The sequence below is a fragment of the Gordonia sp. DT101 genome, from assembly GCF_049844895.1.
In the GTDB taxonomy this organism is placed as follows: domain Bacteria; phylum Actinomycetota; class Actinomycetes; order Mycobacteriales; family Mycobacteriaceae; genus Gordonia.
On the sequence record NZ_JBNCLX010000003.1, the window covers coordinates 604,055 to 627,074 of the forward strand.

Consider the following 23,020-nt stretch of genomic DNA (forward strand, 5'->3'; position numbering starts at 1 on the left):
CCCAACCGCCCGTCGAGTAGCCACACCCCAACCGCCGGTCGAGTAGCCACGAACGAAGTGAGTGGCGTATCGAGACCAGCGCACCCGCCCCGCACCGAGGAGACCCGATGAGCAAGTTCTTCGACACCACGATGCGACCGATGATCACCGCCGTCGCGGCGAGCGAGCGCATCAAGGAGACGTCGCAACGGCTGACCGTCACCAGACGTGTCGTCGAGCGATTCGTCCCCGGCGAAACCGAGGAGGACGTGTTGGCGGCGATCCGCGACTCGCTGGGCAACGGGTTGTCGGTCACCATCGACCACCTCGGTGAGGACACCAGCGACGACGCGCAGGCCGCACGGACCGTCGACGCATATCTCTCACTCCTGGAAGAGATGTCGGGGATGTCGACGCCGACTCCCAATGCGCTGGAGGTATCGGTGAAACTCACCGCCCTCGGCCAGATGCTGCCGCGACACGGGCGCAAGATCGCCGAAGAGAATGTTCACAGCATCTGCGCAGCAGCCGAGGCCGCCGGCGTCCTCGTGACGATCGACGCCGAGGATCACGCGACCGTCGACGAGCGACTCGACATCGTGCGGACCGTGCGTCGCGATTTGCCCTCCCTCGGCACCGTACTCCAGGCCTACCTGCGCCGCACCGAGGACGATTGTCGCGAGTTCGCCGAATCCGGTGCACGAATCCGACTGTGCAAGGGTGCATATGCGGAGCCGCCCACGGTGGCGTTCGCCGACCGCACCCAGATCGACGAGGCGTTCCTACCCTGCCTGCGGATCCTGATGAAAGGCAACGGATACCCGATGGTGGCCAGCCACGATCCGATGATGATCGGTGCCGCGCACGAACTGGCGGCGGAGTTCGGGCGGGCCCCGGACTCCTGGGAGCACCAGATGTTGTACGGCATCCGCACCGACGAGCAGCTGCGGCTCGCCGGAGATGGGCATCGTGTGCGCGTCTACATCCCGTACGGCCGGGAGTGGTATGGCTACTTCGTCCGGCGCCTCGCCGAGAGGCCTGCCAACGTCACCTTCTTTCTCCGGGCGCTCGCGGACCGACGCCATCCGGTCACAGCGGCTGAGCCCGCCTGACCTGATCGGCCGCTCGCGAGGCATCGAGTTCGACGTCGCATCTGATCACCGCCGGTCCGACGCGGAGGACACCCGACGACAACGGCTGGGCACGTAGCCCACCACGGCCGATGAGCGCCTTACGGACGCCCTCACCCGCCATCGAGTCCATCCACGAGCACGGATGAGCGGGACGGCCGCCACGGAAGACGATGCCGCCGTCACCGGTGTCGATCTCGAACTCACGACCACGGAGCGGATCGAGTTCGAGGCCGCGGACGACGATGTTGCGTCGCCCGACCGCCGGATCAACGTCACCGGCAGCCGCCCGCCACGCCTCGAGCGCCAAGAAGGTGATCGAGGCCTCGGTGTGCGCCCGGACCCCGAAGAATCGGTCACCGCGAATCCCCTTGTCCGCCACGATGTTCACTCGATCCGGAGCGGCGGTTTCCACCTCGTCGGCGGGGCCGTCCTTGGGCCTGCCGAAGTAGGCGTGCCGCGGCGACACCAGCAATGAGACGATCTCGAACCGATACTCCATACCGCCACCGTATGCGTCGCGAACTCGTCTCCGCATTCATAAAGACCATGTCTCAGTGGAGTCAGATTGGGTATTGGCGCATGTCAAACATGGTCGATAGCCTGATGAGAACGCCCGTTGGCAGCGCTGCTCGACAAAGGACCACCATGCTCGTCGCACCCACCACTCTGGTCGCGGCCACCTCGTCGGAAGACCTCGCGGCCGCGCGGAAACAGGCACAGTCGTGGCGATCGCCAGAGATCGGGATCGCCGACCGCGACCTCACCGACGCCGCGCTCGCAGACCTGGTCGCCACCGCGACGTCAACCGCCGACGACTCCTTCGCCCGCGCGGTGTCCGCGATCCGATCGGCACGTGCCGGCGAGTTCCCGGCCATCCCGCACGTCGACGCAGCCGCCGAGATCTTCCGGAGTTTTCTGCGTGACGACCTCATCGACGGTTGGCTGTACGTCCGTGAATCCGACGGCTATCTGCATCCGTATCTGGTCATGGACCTCACGCTGGAACACGGCGACCGCACGCACGGGCCCCGGATCAAGTTCACCATGGAGGCCGACAACGCCACCGTGAAGCGGCCGTCACGCAAACCGCGGGTGCTGTACTTCGAGGAGACGGAGATCGTCGGCAAACCGCCGGGCGATATCCTGGTCGCCGGTGGCGCGTACAAGGAGACGGTGGAACTCAAGGCCGAATACCAAGCGCGCCGCGACCGGTACCAGGAGATCATCGACGACGGATTCGGGCAGCAATTCACCTTCACCGGCCGCGCGATCCGGACCGACGATTACCGTTCGCCCAACAAACGCGAGAACCGGAAGGTTGTCCACGACGTGGCGCCCAGCGAGATCGCGGCGTTGCGAATGGTCGCAGCCTCGGTCCTGTTTGAGGGCGGCGATTATGGCTCGGTGCCGGTCATCACGGCGGTCCGCGTCTTCGACCTGGGCGCGCAGGATTTTCTGGATGTGAACACCGGGGATCTCTCCGAGTACACCTACGACGCCGATCTCCAGGACAAGCTGGTCCTCCCCGATGATCAGCGCGAACTGCTGAATATCCTCACCACGGACATCTCCGTCTTCACCGGCGACATCATCGACGGGAAGTCCGCAGGCAACGTGATCTTGGCGATGGGGCGGCCCGGAGTGGGCAAGACCCTGACCGCCGAGGTGTACGCGGAGGTCACCGGCCGACCGTTGTACTCGATCCACTCCGGATCCCTGGGTGTGACAGCCGAACTCGTGCGCAAGAACCTCGAGGTGATCTTCGACCGTGCGAAACGGTGGGACGCCGTACTCCTCCTCGACGAGGCCGACGTCTTCGTGATGGAGCGTGGGCTCGACCTCGCCCAGAACGCCATCGTCGCCGAGTTCCTGCGCACGCTGGAGTATTTCGACGGACTGCTGTTCCTGACGACCAACCGGATCGACGGAGTCGACGAGGCCATCCATGCCCGGTGCGCGGCGGTCATCGAATACCGGCCACCCGGCCCCAAGGATGCACGACAGGTCTGGCAGATTCTCGCAGCCGGAAACGACGTCACCCTGGACGAAGGACTGCTCGACGATCTCGTCGGCGGTTTCCCCGACATCACTCCGCGCGACATCAAGATGCTGCTGCGACTGGCGCTGCGGATGGCGGCGCACCGCGGGGTGGAGCTCGACGCCTCGGTTTTCGCCAGTAGCGCGACATTCCGTGGACTGCACTATATCCCGCCGTCGGGTCGGTGATCTCGATACGCCTCCTCGCTACGCTCGTCGGCTACTCGATCAGCAGGACGCAACCCATCCCGCCGAACGAAGTGAGTGGCACCACCCGCTGAACGAAGCGAGCCGCGCCTTCCGCTGATCGAGTAGCCACGAACGAAGCGAGCCGTAACACCCGCTGATCGAGTAGCCACGAACGAAGCGAGCCGTAACACCCGCTGATCGAGTAGCCACGAACGAAGTGAGTGGCGTATCGAGATCACTCCCCCGGCACCCTCGACCAACGGGGTTCGACGAGAGTACTTTCCAAGGATGGAGTACGGCGCACACCTGCCGCTGATCGACCTCGACGGTCGCGGTTGGGATGCGCGTCGACTGTCGTCGTACGCCCGGACCGCGCAGCGGCTGGGGTACGCCACCGTGGCCGCCAACGATCATCTCGCCTTTCGGCGACCATGGCTGGACGGGATCGTTGCGCTGGCGTCGGTCGTCGACGCGAGCGGCGATCTCGACCTCGCGACAACGGTTGCGCTGCCAGTGGTTCGCGGGCCTGCTGCACTCGCCAAAGCGGCTGCAGCGCTGGACATCCTCTCCGACGGCCGATTCGTACTCGGCGTGGGGGCAGGGTCCTCGGCAGCCGACTACGCACTCTCCTGCGTCGACTTCGATGAGCGGTGGCCACGGTTCGAGGAAGCTGTCCGGCTGCTGCGGTCACAACTCGGTCGCGACGACGGCCCGTCGTCACGTGGCCGCTTCTACCCGGACCCGACACCATTGGCACCACAGCCGAAACGTGCGGGTAGACCACCGGTGTGGATCGCGAGCTGGGGATCGCCCGCCGGCCTCCGTCGCGTCGCCCGCCTGGGCGATGGCTGGCTGGCGTCGGCCTACAACACGACGCCGGACCACCTCGCCCTCGGCCGGGAAGTACTGCGCGCGAGCCGCACCGACAGCTCTGACCGCGACCTGTCCTGCGTGGTCGCCACGATGTGGACCCAGGTGACGCACGGCAAGCGCGAACGGTCCGAGTGGCTCGCTCGACTCGCGGCGCTCCTCGGCCGAGACGAGCGGGACCTCGCGGGCAGGGTACTCATCGGATCGTCGGAGCACTGCGCCGCTCTGCTGCGGGAGTACCGCGACGCGGGGGCCGATCAGGTCCTCGTCTGGCCGCTCGCCGATCACGAACGTCAACTCGAACTCCTTGCGCAGGAGGTCATCCCGCTGGTGACAGGAGGCAATTCACCGCCGGTCCGGTAGCGAGGAACGGAGTGAGCGGGGCGTACCGGATTCCAACGCTGTGGCGGTGGTGATCTCGATACGCCTCCTCGCTCCGCTCGTCGGCTACTCGATCAGCGGTCAGGAGCTCCCCGCTCCGCTCATCGGCTACTCGATCAGCGGTCAGGAGCTCCCCGCTCCGCTCGTCGGCTACTCGATCAGCGGTCAGGAGCTCCCCGCTCCGCTCGTCGGCTACTGGATCAGCAGACAAGGCCCCGATCGGCGGTCAGTGCAGTCGATCGGCAGCCGTGCTCAGCCCTCGGGATCGAGCACGAAATCGTAGTTGACGACGACGCCTTCGCCGTTCGGGGTGGAGTGCGGGTCGAGCATGAGTTCCGGTTTGACCGCCGTGGCGATGTCGTCGTCGTTGTGCGGGTCACCCGGGAAGTACAGCTGTGTGGTGATCAGCTCGTAACCGGGAGCGCTCACCTTGAAATGCAGGTGGGCCGGGCGCCAGGCGTGCCAACCCGCCGCCTCGATGAGCTGACCACACGCGCCGTCGGTGGGGATCTGGTACGGAGCCGGTCGCAGCGTGTGGATCTCGAAGCGCCCGTCCTCGTTTGCAATCCACGATCCGCGCAGATTCCATTCCGGCAGTCCGGGTGCGAACTGCGAATAGAAACCGAGGTCGTCGGCGTGCCAGAGCTCGACCGTGGCGCCCGACAACGGGGTGCCGTCCACCGCGCGCACCTGCCCGGCGAACTCGAGCGGCGTGCCCGGCTCGTCGTCGCGCATCGGAATGGTGCCGTTCCAGGGGAGTTCGGGCGCGCCGTCGATGTAGTACGGACCCTCGATCGTGCCCTTGCTGCCCTCACGATGCTCGTTGGCGACCTCTTCCACCGAGTGCTCGAGCCACACGTCGAGGAACAGTGGCCATTCGCCGTCCTCGCCGACCCGGATCAGCCATGCCTTGAGTGCGTTGTATTCCTCGTAGCTGACCCGTTCGGACAGGATGATGTCGTTGAGGCTCTTGACCACCTTGCCGGCGAGGTAGTTGACGCGCTCGGTGTCGACGACACCGGAGCGGGTGCCGCCGCCCGCCATGCGCTCCCGGAACCGGGCCGAGGCGTTGGCCCCGGAGTCGGCGGCTTTCGCGGACGTTTCGGCCTCAAAGCTGATGTCGGTCATGGGTGGAACTCCTTCTGTGCTGGCCTGTGGGCTGACGCTTCGGGTGAGGGCCGGTCAGCCCGCAGCGATATCCGAGGGGTGGGTGGCCAAGGGGGTCACCGAGATGTCCATGTAGGCGAACAACGGAAGCCCGGACAGAATGCCGTGCAGTTCATCGTTGTCGGCCACGTCGAAGATGGAGAAGTTGGAGTACTCCCCGACGATCCGCCAGATGTGCGGCCACTTGCCGGACCGTTGCAGCTCCTGCGAATAGGCCTTCTCCCGTGCCACGGTCTCGGCCTTGGTGTCCGGGTCCAGGTCGTGCGGGATGTTGACGTCCATCCGTACGTGGAAGAGCATCTCGTCAGCTCCGATCGAGTCGGTAGTGGGCCAGTTTGTCGGGATCGATCTCGACGCCGATTCCAGCGGCCGATGATCGGTGCAGATATCCGTCCCGGATTTGCAGTGGCTCGGTCAGGAGGTCGTCGCTCATGTCCAGGAAGTTCGACAACTCCCCGGCGTTTCGCGATGTCGATTCGAATGCGGCGCCGAACGCCAATGCGCACGACGTGCCGACCTGTCCGTCGATCTGATTGCCCATCACCACTTCCAGGCCGAGTCCCTCGGCGAGATGGTGGACGCGTCGCGACGCGGTGAATCCGGTGCGTGCGGTCTTGATGCTGATCGCCGTCGCCGAGCCACCGAGGATCTCACGGGTCACGTCGGCGGCGGTCGGCACCGACTCGTCGGCGATGAACGGCACATCGACCTGGCCGACGAGCCATCGGCGGCTCATCACGTCGTCGGCGGGGCAGAGTTCCTCGGCGAACAGGAGTCCGAGGTCGGCCATCTCTTTCATCGCGCGGGCCGACTCCGACGCGGTCCATCCCCGATTGCCGTCGACATAGAGGTCGATCTCGTCGCCGAATCGTTCACGGAGGGCACGGACGACCGCGGTGTCGAGCGTGATCGGTCGGCGTCCGACCTTCACCTTGAAGGTGGTGATTCCGTAGGTGCCGCGCATCTTCTCGGCCTCGGCGACCATCGTCGCCGGATCGGCGAAGCCCAGCATGTGACTGACCCGCATACGATCGGTGTAACCGCCGAGCAGATCCGACACCGGGAGCGTCAACATCTTTCCGAGCGCGTCCCAGATGGCCATGTCCAGTGCGGATTTCGCGGTCGGGTTACCGATCGTCCGCGCCAGCCGCGAGACCACGACCTCTCGCTCGAGCAGCGTCAGGCCGATCACCTGGGGAGCGAAGACCTTCTCGATGACCGCGATGATGCCGTCCTGCGTCTCGCCGTACGTGAAGGGCCGCGGCGGTGCCTCCGCCACGCCCACCACCCCGTCATCGGTGTGGACCCGGACGAGGACGTGCTCTGCGGTGTGTACCTCGCCGGAGGCGAATTTCAGCGGTTTGAGGTACGGGATCGCGAACGGAATCGCTTCGATAGCAGTGATTTTCATCGATTCTCTCCCAGGTATGCGCCGGCAAACGCGGCAGCGATGGCGTCGGCGACGGACTGCACGACCGGGTTGTCCTGTCCGGCACGCCAGGCCAGCGCGAGCTCCACGGTGCCGCCGTCGACCAGATCGCGGATCACCAGACCTTCGAGCGGGAGCGACCGGACCGATGCCGGCAGGACGGCCACCCCGAGTCCGGCGGCGACGAGTGCGAGCAGCACCGCCGTACCCGGCGCCTCGTGCGCTCGCTGTGGAACGAACCCGGCACGATGACAGCTACGGATCGCGGCATCGTTGACCGCCGAATCGCGGCTGTCGTACATCACGAACATCTCGTTGCGCAGGTCGTCCATCGACACCACGGGCTCGACCGCCAAGCGGTGGTCGACCGAGACGGCGAGCACCATGGGTTCGATGTCGATCGTGCGCATGTCGATCTCCTCCCCGACCACCGGCGGACGAAGCACTCCGAGATCGAGCGCCATCGTGCGCAGACCCTCGCACTGGACGGGTGTGAGCATGTCCGACTGGATCTGGAGGTCGACGTCGGGGAGTTCACGCCTGACCATTCGCGCGATCCTCGGTAAGTGCGAGAAGGCCGCGATGCCGGTCAGACCCAGGCGGACCAGTCCACTGCGGCCCGCGGCGATCCGGCGCACGCCATCCACGGCGTCGTCGACACCCGCCAGGATGCGCTCGGACTCCCCTTTGAGGTATTCACCAGCCGGGGTCAGAGCGACCTGACGAGTTGTCCGGGTGAACAACGTGACGTCCAGCTCGTTCTCGAGCTGGCGGATCGCGTACGACAGCGCGGGCTGCGCGACGTGCAACTGCGCCGCCGCCTGCCCGAAATGGCAGGTCTCGGCGACGGCCGCGAAGTAGCGAAGGTGCCGTAGCTCCATGTCCGTGCGATTTCCTGTCCTGTCTCACCGTGATGACCTGCTGTGATCGACACCACGTATGAATCCCACGGTAGGACAGCGATACATACCTGACAAGGACACAGTTTTCCCTGATTGATAAACCAAAACGATCAATACGATGCTTGGTCAGGACTAGCCATAGCCCTGGTGTGATCGGCACCACGCAGTGCCACAGTGCAGGGAAGGCCCACATTCATCGTTCCTGGAGGTAGAGCATGACCGCGTCGACCACCGACAACCCGCACCATGTGAACTCGGTCTTGGCAGATGCCGTCATCGATGACCGCGAAGCCGGCATCTACCGGGCGAACCGGCGCATCTTCACCGACGAGGACATCTTCGAGCTCGAGATGAAACACATCTTCGAGGGCAACTGGATCTACCTGGCGCACGAGAGCCAGGTACCAGAACCGGGCGACTACTTCACGACGTACATCGGCAGGCAACCGGTGATGATCACGCGGGACAAGGACGGCGAGCTGCACTGCCTCATCAATGCGTGCGCTCACCGCGGCGCCATGATCTGTCGTCGCAAAACCGACAACCGGATGACGCTGACCTGCCCGTTCCACGGATGGACCTTCCGCAACGACGGAACGCTGCTCAAGGTCAAGGACCCCGAGGACGCCGGATATCCGGACACTTTCAATGTCAACGGCTCCCACAATCTCACCAAGGTCGCGCGGTTCGACACCTATCGCGGATTCTTGTTCGGCAGCCTCAATCCCGACGTGCTGACCCTCGACGAGCACCTCGGCGACACCCGAACCATCATCGACATGCTCGTCGACCAGTCGCCCGACGGCCTCGAGGTGGTGCGCGGGGCGTCGACCTACACCTACGACGGTAACTGGAAGGTCCAGGCGGAGAACGGCGCCGACGGCTATCACGTGACCGCGACCCACTGGAACTATGCCGCCACCACGTCGCGGCGCAGCACGGGCGAATCGAAGAACGACACGAAGGCCCTCGACGCGGGCGGCTGGGGCAAATCGGGTGGCGGATACTGGTCGTACCCGAACGGCCATCTCTGCCTGTGGACCTGGGCCGCCAACCCGCAGGACCGACCGCTCTGGGACAAGATGGACGCACTCAAGGAGGAGTTCGGCGACGCCAAGGGCGAGTTCATGGTCAAGGGTTCACGCAATCTGTGCTTGTACCCGAATGTCTATCTGATGGACCAGTTCTCGACACAGATCCGCCACTTCCGGCCGATCGCCCCGGACAAGACCGAGGTGACCATCTATTGCATCGCGCCCAAGGGTGAGAGCGATGCGGCTCGCACCCACCGCATCCGGCAGTACGAGGACTTCTTCAACGCCTCCGGCATGGCGACCCCCGACGATCTCGAGGAATTCCGGTCCTGCCAGCTCACCTTCCGCGCGCAGGCCGCGCCGTGGAACGACATGAGCCGCGGCGCCGAACATTGGCTGACCGGACCCGACCCGGTGGCCGAGACGCTCGGGATGACCGGTGTCATCTCCGCCGGCGTGAAGAACGAGGACGAAGGTCTGTACCCGGTTCAGCACGGCTACTGGCTGGAGACGATGCGCAAGGCAACGGGGTTTCAACCGCCGGTCGAGTAGCCGCACACCACCTTCCGCCGATCGAGTAGCCGCACCACACTATTCGCCGGTCGAGTAGCCGCACCATACTATTCGCCGGTCGAGTAGCCGCGACGAAGGAGCGGCGTATCGAGACCCCGTCCCGAAAACCTTCTCAGACAGGACGATCCCATGACCACCACAGAGCCAGCCGAGACCTCCACCGCGAACGCCTCGGCACAACTCATCACCCAGAACATGATCGAGCAGTTCCTCTACCGCGAGGCGCGGTACCTCGACGACCGTGAGTTCGAGAAATGGCTCGACTGCTATGCCGACGACGTCGTCTACTGGATGCCCTCGTGGGACGACCGTGACCGATTGACCGAGAACCCGCAGCGCGAGATCTCTCTCATCTACTACGGCAACAAGGGCGGCCTGGAGGATCGGGTCTTCCGTATCCGCACCGAGCGGTCGTCGGCGACGTCTCTGCCGGAGGCGCGGACCAGTCACAACATCAGCAACGTGGAGGTCATCGAGCGTCGAGGCGACCTCGTGGACGTCCGATTCAACTGGCACACCATGTATTTCCGGTACAACACGGTCGACCCCTACTACGGAACGTCCTTCTACACGATCGACTTCTCCGGCGAGCACCCGCTGATCCGGCGCAAGACCATCGTGCTCAAGAACGACTACATCCACCACGTGGTGGACATCTACCACTTCTAGGGATATCAGCACATGACTGTCACGACAGACCGGAACACGGCGGCCGCCACCGGGGCCGAACCCAGGACCCATCAGATCGCGTTGGCCTTCGAAGACGGTGTCACGCGGTTCATCACGTGCCGTGAGGACCAGACCGTCGCCGACGCGTCCTACCGGCAGCGGATCAACATCCCCCTCGACTGCCGCGACGGTGCGTGCGGCACGTGTAAGGCGTTCTGCGAATCCGGCGACTACGACGGCGGCACCTACATCGAGGATGCACTCTCCGACGACGAATCCGCCGCCGGCTACGCTCTGCCCTGCTCGATGAAGCCGAGATCCGACCTGGTGCTCGACATCTCGGCCACCTCTGACATCGCCAAGACACAGGCCTCGACGTTCACCGGTTCGGTCGTCGAGCTCGACCGGCTCTCGGATTCCACGATGCGGGTCGCCATCGAGATCCCGAACCGTGGCGACCTGGCCTTCCTGCCTGGCCAGTACGTCAACATCTCGGTACCCGGAACCGACTGCGGTGACGGCGGACTTCTCTCGCGCTCGTATTCCTTCGCCAACGGTCCCCACGAGGAACGACTCGTCTTCCTGGTGAAACTGACGCCGGGCGGCGCGATGTCCACCTATCTCACCGACCGTGCGCAGCGCGGGGACTCGATCACCCTCAGCGGGCCGCACGGATCGTTCTTTCTCCGCGAGGCAATCCGACCGGTCCTGCTGCTGGCGGGCGGAACCGGGCTCGCGCCCATCCTCTCGATGCTGCGCAAATTGCACGACGACGACAGCGACCGCCGAGTCCACCTGATCTACGGCGTGTCGACCGACGTCGATCTGGTCGCGCTCGACGAGATCGAATACTTCGCCGGTGAGCTACCCGGATTCACCTGGAACCACTGCGTCTCCGACCCCGGCAGCGCCGCCGCCAACAAGGGCTACGTGATGAGCCTGATCGAACCGCGACATCTCCACGGTGGTGACGTCGCCATATATCTCTGCGGGCCACCGCCGATGGTGGAATCGGTCCGCAAACATGTCGGCGAGGCGGGCATCGAGCCGACCGGGTTCTACTACGAGAAATTCGCCCTGGCCGTTCCGTCGGGTGCGGCAAACCAGACCGAGACGGCCTCCGCCCTCATGGCCTCTGGACCGGAATCGGCAACGACCACCGATGAACCGGTGATCCCGGCCACCGACGCCCGCGCGATTGCCGGCCAGATCACCCTGCCGCCGAGTGACATCGAGCCCTGGGACATCGGTCCGTGGCCCGAAACTTTCGAGGCCCCCTGCGACGACGACACCAGGTTGCGGATCGCCGGACAGCAACTGTGGACGGTCAGCGGGGCCGGCGCAGATCTCGACGCCGACGACGGCACAGTCGCGCCGGTGGCCGCTCGTGGCATCGCCGGTCAGGAAGTGTTTGCGCCCAGCGTGATCGAGCCCCTGCATGGTCTGACGACACCGCAGCCTGCGGTCCCCACAGCCGAGATCCCGGCAACCGAGATCCCCGAGACACCAGCGGCACAGCCCGCTCCCGACGCCACCATGGTGACCCCGGAGGGCTACCAGATCGGCGAGGAACACCCGGCGATCCACGAGTCCGACGCACTGTTCGAGGCACGCGCCGCGCTGGAACTCGGTGCCCTCGAGCTGACGTTCGGCCGCCTCACGAGCCGGCAACTCGCCGGCTACCGGTTACTCGCGGAGACCACGTTGCCGTTCGTCGAGGGTGAGCGGTTCGTAGACGCCGCGGAGTACACCGAGACCAACGCGAACTTTCACGACTACCTCTTCACCCTGACCGGCAACAACCACCTCCTCGAGGCCTACAAGGCACTCGGTGTGAAGGGCCGCATGGGCGAGGTGCTGCGCAACGCCACCTGGTGCCACCCGCTCTGCGCCCAGGACCATGTCGACATCGTGGCGGCCTTCGAGGCGGGCGACCGCGCGTCGGCGCGCACATTGATCGCCGACCACGCCGACCGGTCCAAGGAGACCATGCGTCGCGCGATGGCCGACGAGATGGCCACGAATCGACCCCGTTTCGTCTCACCGGGGCGGTTCACCGGCAAGGTCGTGGTGATCACAGGTGCCGCACAAGGTATCGGCGCTCAGGCCGCGCGGCGGATCAGCGCCGAGGGCGGCAAGGTGGTGCTCGCGGACCGCTCCGACATCGTCGCGGAGTTGGCCGGACAGCTCGATGCCGCGGGAGCCGGTGCCGTCACAGCCATCGCCGACCTCGAGACGTATGACGGAGCCGAGTCGGTGGTGCGGACGGCCGTGGCCGCCTATGGCCGCGTCGACGTGCTGATCAACAATGTGGGCGGCGCCATCAACTTCAAGCCGTTCACGGAGTTCACCGAGCGGCAGATCCGCGCGGAGATCGACCGGTCGCTGATGACGACGTTGTATGCGTGCCGCGCGGTGCTGCCGTCGATGATCACCGCCGGGAGCGGTGTCATCGTGAACGTGTCGTCGGCGGCGACGCGCGGTATCCACCGCATCCCGTATTCGGCGGCGAAGGGCGGCATCAATGCCATCACCGCCTCGCTCGCGATGGAGTTCGCCGAGAACGGTATCCGAGTGGTGGCCACTGCCCCGGGTGGCACAGAGGCACCGCCACGCCGCATTTCTCGGGGGACCCCGGAACCGGCGAACCCCATCGAACAGGAGTGGTTCCAGGCGCACATCGATCAGACCGTCTCGTCGTCGCTGGTGAAACGCTACGGAACCCTCGACGAGCAGGCTGCTGCGATCTGCTTCCTCGCCTCCGACGAGGCTGCTTACATCACCGGGACCGTGCTCCCGGTGGCGGGCGGGGATCTGGGCTGAACCTCCCGCATCGGACATACGATGGGACGGTGATCATCGCGGCGGAGTGTCTCGGAAGGGATGCCGAGATCGCCGAACTCCTCGAGCGCGCCCGGGCGGCGACCGGCCCGGAATTCATCGCTCTCATCGGCGAGGCCGGCATCGGCAAGAGCACGATGTTGCGACGGCTCACGCAGGTCGCCGCGGACACCGACCTCGATACGTGGGTGGCGTGGGACGGACGCCCGGCACAGTCCGACGTCGAGGGCGCGATCCGGTCGGCTGCGGGACCTGCGCTCGTTCTGGTCGACGACGCCGACCAGAACGACGAACTCGTCCGCGACATCGCAGCTCTGGTGCAACAGAATCGCGATGCACCGGTACTCGTCGTACTCACCGCCGCCGATCCGACGCCTGCGATCAGCGCGCTGCTGGCCGATACCCTCCGCCTCGGGGGCATCGATCGAGAGAGCGTCGCGGCCCTCGCCACCGCGCGCGGACGAGTACTCCATCCGATCGTCGTCGACCGGCTGACCAGGCACACCGAGGGCAATCCACGCGACGCCATCGCCCTCCTCGACGAATTGCCCACGGCCACCTGGTCCCGGGTCGACGTCGAGCTCCCCGCGCCGTCGCACATCGTGGCGGAGGTTCGTCGACGGCTCGCGGGTACCACCCCACCGACCCGTGCCCTCATCGAGGCGATCGCCGTGCTCAGCGACATGGAACCACTCGGCACCGCGGTCACTCTCAGCGAGATCGACGACCCGCTCGCCGCGGTCGACGAGGCGCTGGGGACCGGCTTGGTGGTGGCGCCGACGGCGCTGACACCCGCACAGACACAGCCACACACCGCAGGCCCGCTGATCCGGGCCGCAATTCTGGAGGTCATGGGTATCCGCGCCGTCGGGGATCTCCACCAACGGGCAGCGTCGGTTGTCACCGATCCCGTCCGACAGCTCCATCATCGCGTCGCCGCGACGGCGATCCCGGACCCCGCCCTGGCCGACGACCTGGACGCACTGGCCCGCGAACGCGGCTCCGACGGCGCATGGGCGGAGGCGGCGGGGCTCTTTGCCCAGGCGGGTCGACTGACAGCGGATCCGCTCGTGCGCGAAACACGTTCGACACTCGCGTTGGACGCGTTGCTCGCCGCCGGCGACTGCGTGGGCGCCGGCGCGTTGGTGCCTCAGGTGGAGAGCCTCCGGGAGACTCCCCTGCGAAATGCCGCACTCGCGTACCTCGCCATCTTGCGCGGCCGTTCAGCCGAAGCTCAGGTGCGCCTCGACAGAGCCTGGGACATCGTCAATTTCGACCGTGACCCGGACACCGCCGCCCTCATCGCGCAGCGCTACGTCCTGCACAACCTGGTCCGATGTCAGGGCACCGAGTTGGTGGAATGGGCAGACCGCGCCATCACGATGGCCGGCAGCCAGTCGCCCGCCGGCGTGGAGGCGGCAGTGATCCGCGGACTCGGCCTCGCGTGGTCCGGACGACCTACCGAGGCGACCGCCGAATACGCCGCCCTCACGGAACGGATTCGGTTCGGGGCACAGGCGCAACGCGCGACGATGGGCCGGGGCTGGCTGCAACTGGGGCTCGACGACATCGGAGCAGCCCGCAGCAACCTCGAGACCGCGGTGTCCATGGCCAATCTCGGCGGTTCGGCGCGGATTTCGTTGTGGGCGCTCGGCTGGCTGGCCCGGACACAATTTCTCACCGGCGATTGGGAGCCGGCGCTGCACACCGTGGAACAGGGGCGTGCGCTCGCGCGGACCAGCGGCATCGCGCTGGCCACGCCGTTGTTGAATTGGACCGCGGCGCAGATCCACTCGCTGCGCGGCGAATGGGAGGAGGCCGAGCGCAGTGTCCAGGAGGCGGCGACCGCCGTCGGCGACTACGAGATCATGCGGATTCCGGACCTGTTGGCGCGCAGTCAGATCGCGGAGTCCGCCGCCGACTACGGCAAGGTGCGCCGGACGCTGGAACCGCTGATGCGGATGGCCACCGACATCCCCGGACTCAGCGAACCCGGATGGTGGCCATGGGTCGATGTCCTGGCCAACGCGCTCGTCATCGACGGCCAACTCGGCGCAGCCGATGACCTGCTACGGCCGTACGAGGACCTCGTCGAACTGCGCGGGCACCGGTCGGCATCCGCACGACTCAAGTACGCCCGCGGCCGACTACTCGGAGCGACCGGCGAGATACACCAGGCCAGAAGAATTTTCGAAGAGGCACTGGAGCTCCTGGACGGGCTGCCATTACGTTACGACCAGGCGCGGGTCAACTTCGCGTACGGTCAGACGCTGCGACGCGCAGGGAAACGCCGGGCGGCCGATGCCGTCATGGGTGCGGCGCGAGAGATGTATCTGTCGCTCGGTGCGACCACGTATGTGGAGCGGTGCGAACGTGAACTCAAGGCGGGCGGACTCAATGCCCTCCGATCCGATCGCGGTGCCGTGGACCTGACACCGCAGGAGGAGGCCGTCACCGAGCTTGTCTCCCGGGGCATGTCCAACCGCGAGGTGGCGGCCGAACTCTTCATCTCCCCCAAGACGGTTCAGTATCACCTGACACGCATCTACGCCAAGCTCGGGATCCGCTCACGATCGGAGCTCGCGGCGCTGCGGCGCTGATGCGCTACCTGCCGGTCGACTTGGTCTCGATACGCCACTCACTTCGTTCGCGGCTACTCGACCAGCGGCAGCCGACGACCCCACCGCGGCTACTCGACCGGCGAAACACCACCACCACCGCTGGTCGAGTAGGCTCCGAGCGCAGCGAGGCGCCGTATCGAGACCACGCCGTCACGAACGCCACTTCTTGCGTGCGAGCTCCGGCAGATCGTTCAGATGCCCGGTGATCAATGCGAGCCGCTTCGCTCTCGACCAATCCTGCACGCGCTTTTCGAGTGCATATGCCTCACCGATGGATTCACACTCCCGGTGGTAGACCAGCTTCACGGGTAACCGCCCGCTGGTGTACCGCGCCCCTCGTCCCGAGTGGTGCTGCTCCATCCGCAGATCAATGTTCCTGGTGCTCCCGACATAGAAGCTGCCGTCGGAGCACTCGAGGATGTAGAGGTAACCCGCCATGTTGTGACTATGCGGCAAGACTGACGCGCCCACGAAAATCCATCCACAGGGCGGGCACGAGTGGTCTCGATACGCCACTCACTCCGTTCGCGGCTACTCGACCAGCGGGACGACGGCAGCGCGGCTACTCGACCGGCGGGACCGCGGCAGCGCGGCTACCACCGCTGGTCGAGTAGGCACCGAGCGCAGCGAGGCGCCGTATCGAGACCACGCCCGACTCGCTAGACCTTTGCGGGCTCGTTCGCGGACGTCCGGTCTACCACCGGCGCACCGGTTTTCGCCTCGACAGTCGCGAAGTCGACGTTCGGCGCGAGTTCGACGACGTCGAATCCCGTACCGTTCACGTCGAACACACCGAGATCGGTGATGACGCGGCTGACCACGGAACGGCCGGTGAGCGGCAGCGAGCAGTCGGCGATCAACTTGGGATCGCCCTTCTTGGTGGTGTGCTCCATGAGCACGATGACCTGGCCTGCGCCGTTCACCAGATCCATGGCGCCGCCGATACCCTTGACCATCGCACCGGGGACCATCCAGTTGGCGAGGTCTCCGTTGCTCGCCACCTGCATACCGCCCAGCACGGCGACGTCGACGTGGCCGCCGCGGATCATCGCGAAACTCGTTGCCGAGTCGAAGAACGACGCCCCCGGCAGGACTGTCACAGTCTGCTTGCCGGCGTTGACGAGGTCCGGATCGACCTCGTCGTCGTACGGGTACGGCCCCACACCGAGGATGCCGTTCTCCGCGTGCAGCGTGATACCCGAGTTGTCGGGGAGATGGTCTGGGATCATCGTCGGCAAGCCGATACCGAGGTTCACATAGTCGCCGGGCCGGAGTTCACGTGCCGCGCGTGCCGCCATCTCGGTGCGGGTCCAGGTCATGATGTCCTCCTAGGAAAGAACGGGCTGTTCGGGGTTGGCGTCGGTCTGGGCGGGGCGCGGCCTCGTGGTGCGCTGCTCGATCTCTTTACGCGCGGCCTGTTCCGGCGTGAGCTCGACGATCCGTTTGACGAAGATGCCCGGCAGATGGATCTCATCCGGGCCCAGCTCGCCCACCTCGACGACCCGCTCCGCCTCGACGATCGTGATCCGTCCGGACATCGCTGCCGGCGGGTTGAAATTACGTGCCGCCGCATGGAATTTGCAGTTGCCGGCCTTGTCCACCACGGCGGCGCGGATGAGCGCGTAGTCGGTGACGATGGCCTCCTCGAGGACCATGTCCTGGCCGTTGAACGTACGCACCTCCTTCGGCGGCGACGCGAGCGCGACACTGCCGTCGGGGTTGTATCGCCACGGCAGTCCGCCGTCGGCGACCAGCGTGCCGACTCCGGTCGGGGTGAAGAACGCGCCGATCCCGCTGCCGCCGGCACGCATCCGCTCGGCGAGCGTGCCCTGCGGGGTGAGCTCGACGGTCACCTCACCGGCCAGGAACTGCCTGCCGAACTCCTTGTTCCCACCGATGTAGGAGGCGATCACCTTGTCGATCTTCCTGGCCTCCAACAAGAGCCCGAGGCCCGCACCGTCGACGCCGCAGTTGTTCGAGACGACGGTCAGTTGCGCCGCGCCCTGTTCCAGCAGCGCATCGATGAGGAACCACGGGATACCCGCGAGGCCGAACCCGCCGACCGCGAGGCTGGCGCCGGCCGGGATGTCGGCGACGGCGTCGGCGGCCGTATCGGCCAGTTTGTCGATGCTCATGATTGCTCCAGGTGTTCGATCAGTGCGGGCGTGATGATCTCGGGTTGCTCGGCATTGGCGAGGTGCGCCGACTGCGGGACGATCAGGAGTCGGCCGGACTTGACCGTGTCGGCGATCTCTTCGAGCTTCGGCGGCGGCGTAGCCGGATCGTCGGCGCCGGCGATCGCCAGGGTCGGCGCGGTGATCGACGCGAGGTCCGCGCGCTGATCCATCACCGCGATCGCCTCGCAACACCCCGCGTATCCCTCGGCAGGGGTATCGGCCACCATTGCCTCGTGATGGCGGCGAGAGCCCGGGTGGTCGGTCAGGTACTCCGGGGTGAACCACCGTTGCACAACGGCTTCCGCGACTGCCGCGCTCCCCTGCGCGCGGACGGTTGCCGCCCGGTCGGTCCACGCCGACGACGGGGTGAGCTGCGCGCCGGTGCACAGCAGTCCGAGCGCGTGCACCCGCTCCGGGTTGCGAACCGCCACACGCATCGCCGTCATGCCCCCGAGCGAGAGCCCGACCACGTGGGCGCGTTCGACGTCGAACCGGTCGAGCAGCGCGATCACATCGTCGGCGAGATCGTCGATCGTGTACGGCCCCTGCGGTACCGGCGATGCACCGTGCCCGCGGGTGTTGTAGCGGACGACCCGGAATCGTTCCTCGAGGGCCGCGAGCTGAGCGTCCCACATGCGGTAGGTGGAGCCGAGCGAATTCGACAGCACCACAACGGGTCCATCGGTGCGGCCGGACACCACCGCCTCGACGTCGACGGCGCTCATCGGATCACCTCGAAGATCGCGGCCAGGCCCTGACCGCCGCCGATGCACATCGTCTCCAACACATGGCGGGCATCGCGACGACGTGCCTCGTGGGCGGCCGTCGCGAGGATGCGGGCACCGGTGGCGCCGATCGGGTGGCCAAGGGAGATCCCGGAACCGTTGGGGTTCAGCCGATCATCGTTCGCATCGACTTTCCACTCGGCGAGAACCGCAAGAGCCTGGGCCGCGAAGGCCTCATTGAGTTCGATGAGGTCGATCTCGTCGAGGGTGAGGCCGGCCCGCTCGAGCGCAGCGGCCGTGGCGTTCACCGGACCGATTCCCATGACCTCGGGCTCACATCCGGTGACCGCCCATGACGTCAGCGCGAGCATCGGTTCGAGACCTCGACGAGCCGCCTCGTCACGAGTCGTGACGACGCACATGGCGGCGCCGTCGTTCTGGCCGGAAGCGTTGCCCGCGGTCACGGTGGACTCGGGGTCGATCTTCAGTCGGATCGGTCGCAGGGCAGCCATCGACTCCACCGAGGCATCGGCACGGGGATGCTCGTCACGTTCGACCACCACGTCCGGCTTCCCGCGTCTACCGGGGACCGTCACGGGCACGAGTTCGTCGGCGAAGCGACCGGCCTCGTGCGCCGCGATCGCACGCTGGTGAGAGCGCACGGCGAGTTCGTCCTGCTCCGCGCGGCTGATGCCGTACCGGGCACGGAGGTTCTCGGCGGTCTCGATCATGCCGCCGGGCACGGGATGGCTGTCGCCGCCCGCCGTGAGGCGACCACGGTCGAGGCGGTCCATCAGTTCGACGCCGCCCTGCCGGATTCCGGTCCGCAACCCAAGCGCGTAGTGCTCGACGTTCGACATCGATTCGGCGCCGCCGGCCACCACCAGGCCTGCGCCACCCGTGGCAACCTGTGCGGCGCCGTTGAGGATCGCCTGCAGCCCGGAACCGCAGCGCCGGTCGACCTGCATGCCGGGGACACCGGTGCCCAGCCCGGCGTCGAGCGCGGCGATCCGGCCGATCGCCGGGGCCTCGCCGTTGGCATAGCCCTGGCCGAGGATCACGTCGTCGATGTCGCCTTCGCCGAGACCCGTTCGGGAGGCCAGTTCCCGCAGCAGACCGGTGGCGAGGTCGGTCACGGTCAACGAGGCGAGTGCGCCACCCATGCGCCCGACCGGTGTGCGCAACGGGGAACAGATGACAACGTCGGATCCGGTACTCATACGTCCACGATAGGAACGTCATCCGATATTGAGAAGTATTTATTTCGCGCTCAGTGATATGCGTAAGGTCTCAATCATGGAACTCCGACACCTCCGGTATTTCCGGGCCGTCGCCGAGGAACTGCATTTCGGCCGTGCCGCGGAGCGATTGCACATCGCGCAGCCGCCCCTGTCGCAGCAGATCCGGCAACTCGAGGCCGAACTCGGTGTGACCCTCTTCGTGCGGTCCACCCGGCGCGTGGAACTCACGCCGGCAGGCACGGCTTACCTGGAGCGGGTGGAGGCCATCCTCGATGCTGTCGACGTGGCGGGGCTGCAGGCACAACGCGTCGCCGAAGGCCGGCAGGGCACCTTGGCGATCGGCTGCGTCGGGTCGGCGACCTATTCGCTACTCCCCCGGCTGGTCCGCGCGCTCCGCGAGGACCTGCCAGATCTGGACGTCAGCGTGCGCGGCGAGATGTTGGCGCCTGCACAGCTGTCGGCGCTGACATCCGGCGAGATCGACCTGGCACTGCTACGGCCACCCGCGGGTGGCACGGAGATCGTCGTCGAGACCGTCCGGCGAGACCGGCTCTTCGTCGCGATACCCGAGGGCGACCGTCGCTGGCGGGATGCGACAGTCCACGTCGACACACTGCGCGACGCGGAGTTCATCGTGCATGCCGGGCACGGCCGATCGGTGATGAACGGGATCGTCGCGACGATCTGTGCGTCGGCCGGATTCGTACCTGCGATCCGGCACGAAGTCACCGAGACGTCGACACTCGTCACTCTGGTCGCCGCCGGGCTGGGCGTGGCGATCGTCCCCGAACCCACCGCTGCGCTCGGCGTCGCGGGGGTGCGGTATCTGCCCCTGGCCCCCGATGTCGCGCCGGTCGATCTCGCCGTCGCGCGGCCCGCCGGCGATCCGTCACCGATGATCGAACAAGTGCTGGCGGTCCTGCGGCGGGTCGCGCGCGACGAGTGACGCAAACCCCTCCGACCGGGCGCAGTTTCCCGTCGATCGGACGCAGAATGTCGCCCATCGTGCGGGCGGTCCCGGCGGCCACGTCGGGGTCGGGTCAGTCGGGGTCGGGTCAGTCGGGGTCGGGTCAGTCGGGGTCGGACACCAGCCCAGGCACGCGTCGGTGTGAACGCGCCAGAACTGCGACCGCGCGGCGGAGTCGATGTGTCGGATCGCCCGAGCGGTCGAACGGACTGACCGCGGATTCCCGGACGTAACGACCGCACTGCCCGAGTTTGGTCAGCGGCCGGCCGCGGCGACGCGCGCCTGGATCGCATCGACGAACACCGACTTGATGTCCTCGGGCGTCTGAGCCACGTACGTGGTGCCGCCCGGGGTGACGTCGGCGATCTCCTTCAACGCCTCGGTGTCGGCATCCTCGGAGATCCCGATCGTCAGGACCAGGACCGGGCGCGCCGGATCCTCGAGTTCCTTCAGCTGCGAGAGCAACTCGTCGAGGCTGATGCTGTTCGGATCCTCGTTCTGCCCGTCGGTCATGATGATGACCGAGTTCGAGTAGTTCGGGTCGTAGCTGTTCTGCACCTCTTTGAACGCCGCGAGAGTGGTGTCGTAGAGGCCTGTGCCGCCACCGAGCTGAGAGGGCGCGAGACCACGACGGACCGCCCGCCCCAGTTCCTGACGGTGCGTTCCGCCACCGACGGCCGAGGCGTCGAGACGCCGGATCGGGGACATCCATTTCCAGTCCTGATCGGGGCCGCCCTTGTCGATGCCGAACGCCCATCCACCGACCATGGCGTTGTTGGGGAACAGGGTGAGACCGGTCATCGACGCATCGATGAGCAGATCGGCACGGGTCTGGTCACCTGCCGGCGCGGCCATCGAACCCGAGGTGTCCTCGACGACGAGCGTCCGAATCGGCACGCCGAGCACCTGCCACTGCCGGATCGCCCGGTCGACCTGCGATGGATCCTTGAGCTCGAGGTTCTTGACCTCACCGATCCCGGCGCCGTCGGGCAACGCCGCACCATCGGGATTGCGGTACCCCGACTCGTTGAGCGTCTTCTGCCCATCCGACGACGCGAGCCTGTCGGCAAGCTCCTTGCCGGCCTTGGCCGCAGTGTCACTTCGGGCCGCGCTCGCCGTGTTGACCATCGGGTAATCGAGCATCACTGTGCCGTCGGCGGGCACCGACGCCTTGAGCTCTGACCCTGGATGCGTTCGCGTGAACAGCAGGTACTGCTGTTCGGTGGTGACCACCGGGACCGCGGTCGTGTTCGCGAAGTTCAGGCGGGTGCCCTCGTTGTCGTTGGCCAGGCGCGCGTTGTTCTGCTGCACGGCGAGCACCGTCATCGCCGCGGTCAGTTGCTTGTCCGACAGGTTCCCGGCGTTCTCCTCCGCCAGCGCACCCACGATCGGTGCGTCGCCGGTGCTGGTGTCGATCGGGCTGCCGGTCCGCAGATCCTGCAGCTTCATCACGTCGACCCAGCTGTTCAACTGCGGCACCGACTTCCCCGCCACCACTGTCGGTGAGGATGCGATCGACGGCGACACCATGTTCAGATCACGGCGCACCTGAGTGGTGACCCGGCGGGCCTGGATCTGCGAGTCGGCGACCCACAGGTCGGGCGCCTTGTCACCGCTGGTCAACTGACCGGGCACCTGTGCGCCGGCCACGCCGTTGATGTCGTAGTCGTAACAGGAGTCCTCGGATGCTTCCTGGGTGACCGTGCGCAACGCACTGGTCATCGAGGGATCCGAGGCGACCGAGATGGTCTTCCGATCGGCACAGCCCACGGCGCCTGTCCGCCACAACACGAAGCCGGTGACCAGGGCGGCCACCACGATCAGCGCGGCAGTACCCCAGAGCCAGCCTGCCCGGCGACCCGTCGACGCACGCCGGTGCTCGAACCCGAAATCGTCGCCGGAACCCCGCCGAGCCGACTGCCGCTCGATCGGACCGCTCGCCGGCATGTCGATCGGCCCGGTGCGCGACACTCGTTCCGCGCCCGAGCCTTGTCGATCTCGCCCCGCTCCCGGTTCCGGCCGCTTACGACCTTCTCCCGACTCCGGGCGGTCACCGCCCGAACTGTGACGCCCCATCGCCGTCTC

At 66.5% G+C, this 23,020-nt stretch carries 20 protein-coding genes; 9 read left to right on the forward strand and 11 right to left on the reverse strand.

The genetic code is table 11. The annotated features are described in order from the left end of the window. Positions 1–107 precede the first annotated feature (107 nt). Entirely contained in the window at positions 108–1,091 is a 984-nt protein-coding gene (locus ACLQ3I_RS14100) for a proline dehydrogenase family protein (protein ID WP_425802570.1), read from the forward strand. On the opposite strand, the gene ACLQ3I_RS14105 is transcribed toward ACLQ3I_RS14100, so the two are convergent. Then, entirely contained in the window at positions 1,069–1,611 is a 543-nt protein-coding gene (locus ACLQ3I_RS14105; RefSeq protein WP_425802573.1) for a molybdenum cofactor biosysynthesis protein, read from the reverse strand. The genes ACLQ3I_RS14100 and ACLQ3I_RS14105 overlap by 23 nt on opposite strands. 146 nt (positions 1,612–1,757) lie before the next feature. Between ACLQ3I_RS14105 and ACLQ3I_RS14110 the strand changes: the two genes are divergently transcribed. The 3 genes from ACLQ3I_RS14110 to ACLQ3I_RS14120 all read left to right on the forward strand — a co-directional run bounded on the left by ACLQ3I_RS14110 (position 1,758) and on the right by ACLQ3I_RS14120 (position 4,872). Beyond that, positions 1,758–3,338 carry an AAA family ATPase gene (locus tag ACLQ3I_RS14110; protein ID WP_425802575.1) on the forward strand — a complete coding sequence of 527 codons (1,581 nt, stop codon included), beginning with the start codon at positions 1,758–1,760 and terminating at the stop codon, positions 3,336–3,338. A gap of 288 nt (positions 3,339–3,626) precedes the next feature. Further along, positions 3,627–4,571, forward strand: a complete 945-nt coding sequence (locus ACLQ3I_RS14115; protein WP_425788870.1) for an LLM class flavin-dependent oxidoreductase — start codon at positions 3,627–3,629, stop codon at positions 4,569–4,571. 46 nt (positions 4,572–4,617) lie between these two features. Beyond that, positions 4,618–4,872: a hypothetical protein gene (locus ACLQ3I_RS14120; protein WP_425802578.1), complete on the forward strand. Its 255-nt coding sequence runs from the start codon at positions 4,618–4,620 to the stop codon at positions 4,870–4,872. Here ACLQ3I_RS14120 and catA read toward each other — a convergent pair. Genes catA through ACLQ3I_RS14140 form a run of 4 tightly spaced genes read right to left on the reverse strand, consistent with a single transcriptional unit; the run spans position 4,842 to position 8,066 of the window. Then, a complete protein-coding gene (gene catA / locus ACLQ3I_RS14125; RefSeq protein WP_425802580.1) occupies positions 4,842–5,717 on the reverse strand; it encodes a catechol 1,2-dioxygenase in 876 nt (291 codons plus the stop codon). The genes ACLQ3I_RS14120 and catA overlap by 31 nt on opposite strands. A gap of 54 nt (positions 5,718–5,771) precedes the next feature. Beyond that, positions 5,772–6,056, reverse strand: coding sequence for a muconolactone Delta-isomerase (catC, locus tag ACLQ3I_RS14130; protein ID WP_425788876.1), 285 nt, complete (start codon positions 6,054–6,056; stop codon positions 5,772–5,774). Between the two features lie 4 nt (positions 6,057–6,060). Continuing rightward, a complete protein-coding gene (locus ACLQ3I_RS14135) occupies positions 6,061–7,167 on the reverse strand; it encodes a mandelate racemase/muconate lactonizing enzyme family protein (RefSeq protein WP_425788878.1) in 1,107 nt (368 codons plus the stop codon). After that, positions 7,164–8,066, reverse strand: a complete 903-nt coding sequence (locus tag ACLQ3I_RS14140) for a LysR substrate-binding domain-containing protein (protein ID WP_425788880.1) — start codon at positions 8,064–8,066, stop codon at positions 7,164–7,166. Before ACLQ3I_RS14140 ends, ACLQ3I_RS14135 begins: the two co-directional genes overlap by 4 nt. A gap of 236 nt (positions 8,067–8,302) precedes the next feature. On the opposite strand from ACLQ3I_RS14140, the gene benA reads away from it, so the two are divergent. From benA to ACLQ3I_RS14160, 4 genes are all read left to right on the forward strand, one after another. Then, entirely contained in the window at positions 8,303–9,673 is a 1,371-nt protein-coding gene (benA, locus tag ACLQ3I_RS14145) for a benzoate 1,2-dioxygenase large subunit (RefSeq protein WP_425788882.1), read from the forward strand. A 150-nt stretch (positions 9,674–9,823) separates the two neighbouring features. Continuing rightward, entirely contained in the window at positions 9,824–10,363 is a 540-nt protein-coding gene (gene benB / locus ACLQ3I_RS14150; protein ID WP_425802583.1) for a benzoate 1,2-dioxygenase small subunit, read from the forward strand. A 12-nt stretch (positions 10,364–10,375) separates the two neighbouring features. Next, positions 10,376–13,186, forward strand: coding sequence for a benzoate 1,2-dioxygenase electron transfer component BenC (benC, locus tag ACLQ3I_RS14155; RefSeq protein WP_425802586.1), 2,811 nt, complete (start codon positions 10,376–10,378; stop codon positions 13,184–13,186). Positions 13,187–13,215: 29 nt separating this feature from the next. Further along, entirely contained in the window at positions 13,216–15,804 is a 2,589-nt protein-coding gene (locus ACLQ3I_RS14160) for a LuxR C-terminal-related transcriptional regulator (RefSeq protein WP_425802589.1), read from the forward strand. A 171-nt stretch (positions 15,805–15,975) separates the two neighbouring features. Here ACLQ3I_RS14160 and ACLQ3I_RS14165 read toward each other — a convergent pair whose 3' ends face one another. The 5 genes from ACLQ3I_RS14165 to ACLQ3I_RS14185 form a co-directional block, all read right to left on the reverse strand. Next, positions 15,976–16,263 (reverse strand): GIY-YIG nuclease family protein, encoded by a 288-nt coding sequence (locus tag ACLQ3I_RS14165; RefSeq protein ID WP_425802592.1) that lies wholly within the window; start codon positions 16,261–16,263, stop codon positions 15,976–15,978. A 221-nt stretch (positions 16,264–16,484) separates the two neighbouring features. Beyond that, a complete protein-coding gene (locus ACLQ3I_RS14170) occupies positions 16,485–17,144 on the reverse strand; it encodes a 3-oxoacid CoA-transferase subunit B (protein ID WP_425802595.1) in 660 nt (219 codons plus the stop codon). A gap of 9 nt (positions 17,145–17,153) precedes the next feature. After that, entirely contained in the window at positions 17,154–17,960 is an 807-nt protein-coding gene (locus ACLQ3I_RS14175; RefSeq protein WP_425802598.1) for a CoA transferase subunit A, read from the reverse strand. Further along, positions 17,957–18,727 (reverse strand): 3-oxoadipate enol-lactonase, encoded by a 771-nt coding sequence (gene pcaD / locus ACLQ3I_RS14180; protein WP_425802601.1) that lies wholly within the window; start codon positions 18,725–18,727, stop codon positions 17,957–17,959. The genes ACLQ3I_RS14175 and pcaD overlap by 4 nt, the downstream gene beginning before the upstream one ends. Then, entirely contained in the window at positions 18,724–19,947 is a 1,224-nt protein-coding gene (locus ACLQ3I_RS14185) for an acetyl-CoA C-acetyltransferase (RefSeq protein WP_425788895.1), read from the reverse strand. The genes pcaD and ACLQ3I_RS14185 overlap by 4 nt, the downstream gene beginning before the upstream one ends. 76 nt (positions 19,948–20,023) lie before the next feature. On the opposite strand from ACLQ3I_RS14185, the gene ACLQ3I_RS14190 reads away from it, so the two are divergent. Beyond that, the gene (locus ACLQ3I_RS14190) at positions 20,024–20,914 is read left to right on the forward strand and encodes a LysR substrate-binding domain-containing protein (protein ID WP_425788897.1); all 891 of its coding nucleotides are present in this window, start codon (positions 20,024–20,026) and stop codon (positions 20,912–20,914) included. A gap of 276 nt (positions 20,915–21,190) precedes the next feature. Here the strand turns inward: ACLQ3I_RS14190 and ACLQ3I_RS14195 are convergent, their stop codons facing one another. Further along, positions 21,191–23,011 carry a substrate-binding domain-containing protein gene (locus ACLQ3I_RS14195; protein ID WP_425788899.1) on the reverse strand — a complete coding sequence of 607 codons (1,821 nt, stop codon included), beginning with the start codon at positions 23,009–23,011 and terminating at the stop codon, positions 21,191–21,193. Positions 23,012–23,020: the final 9 nt, after the last annotated feature.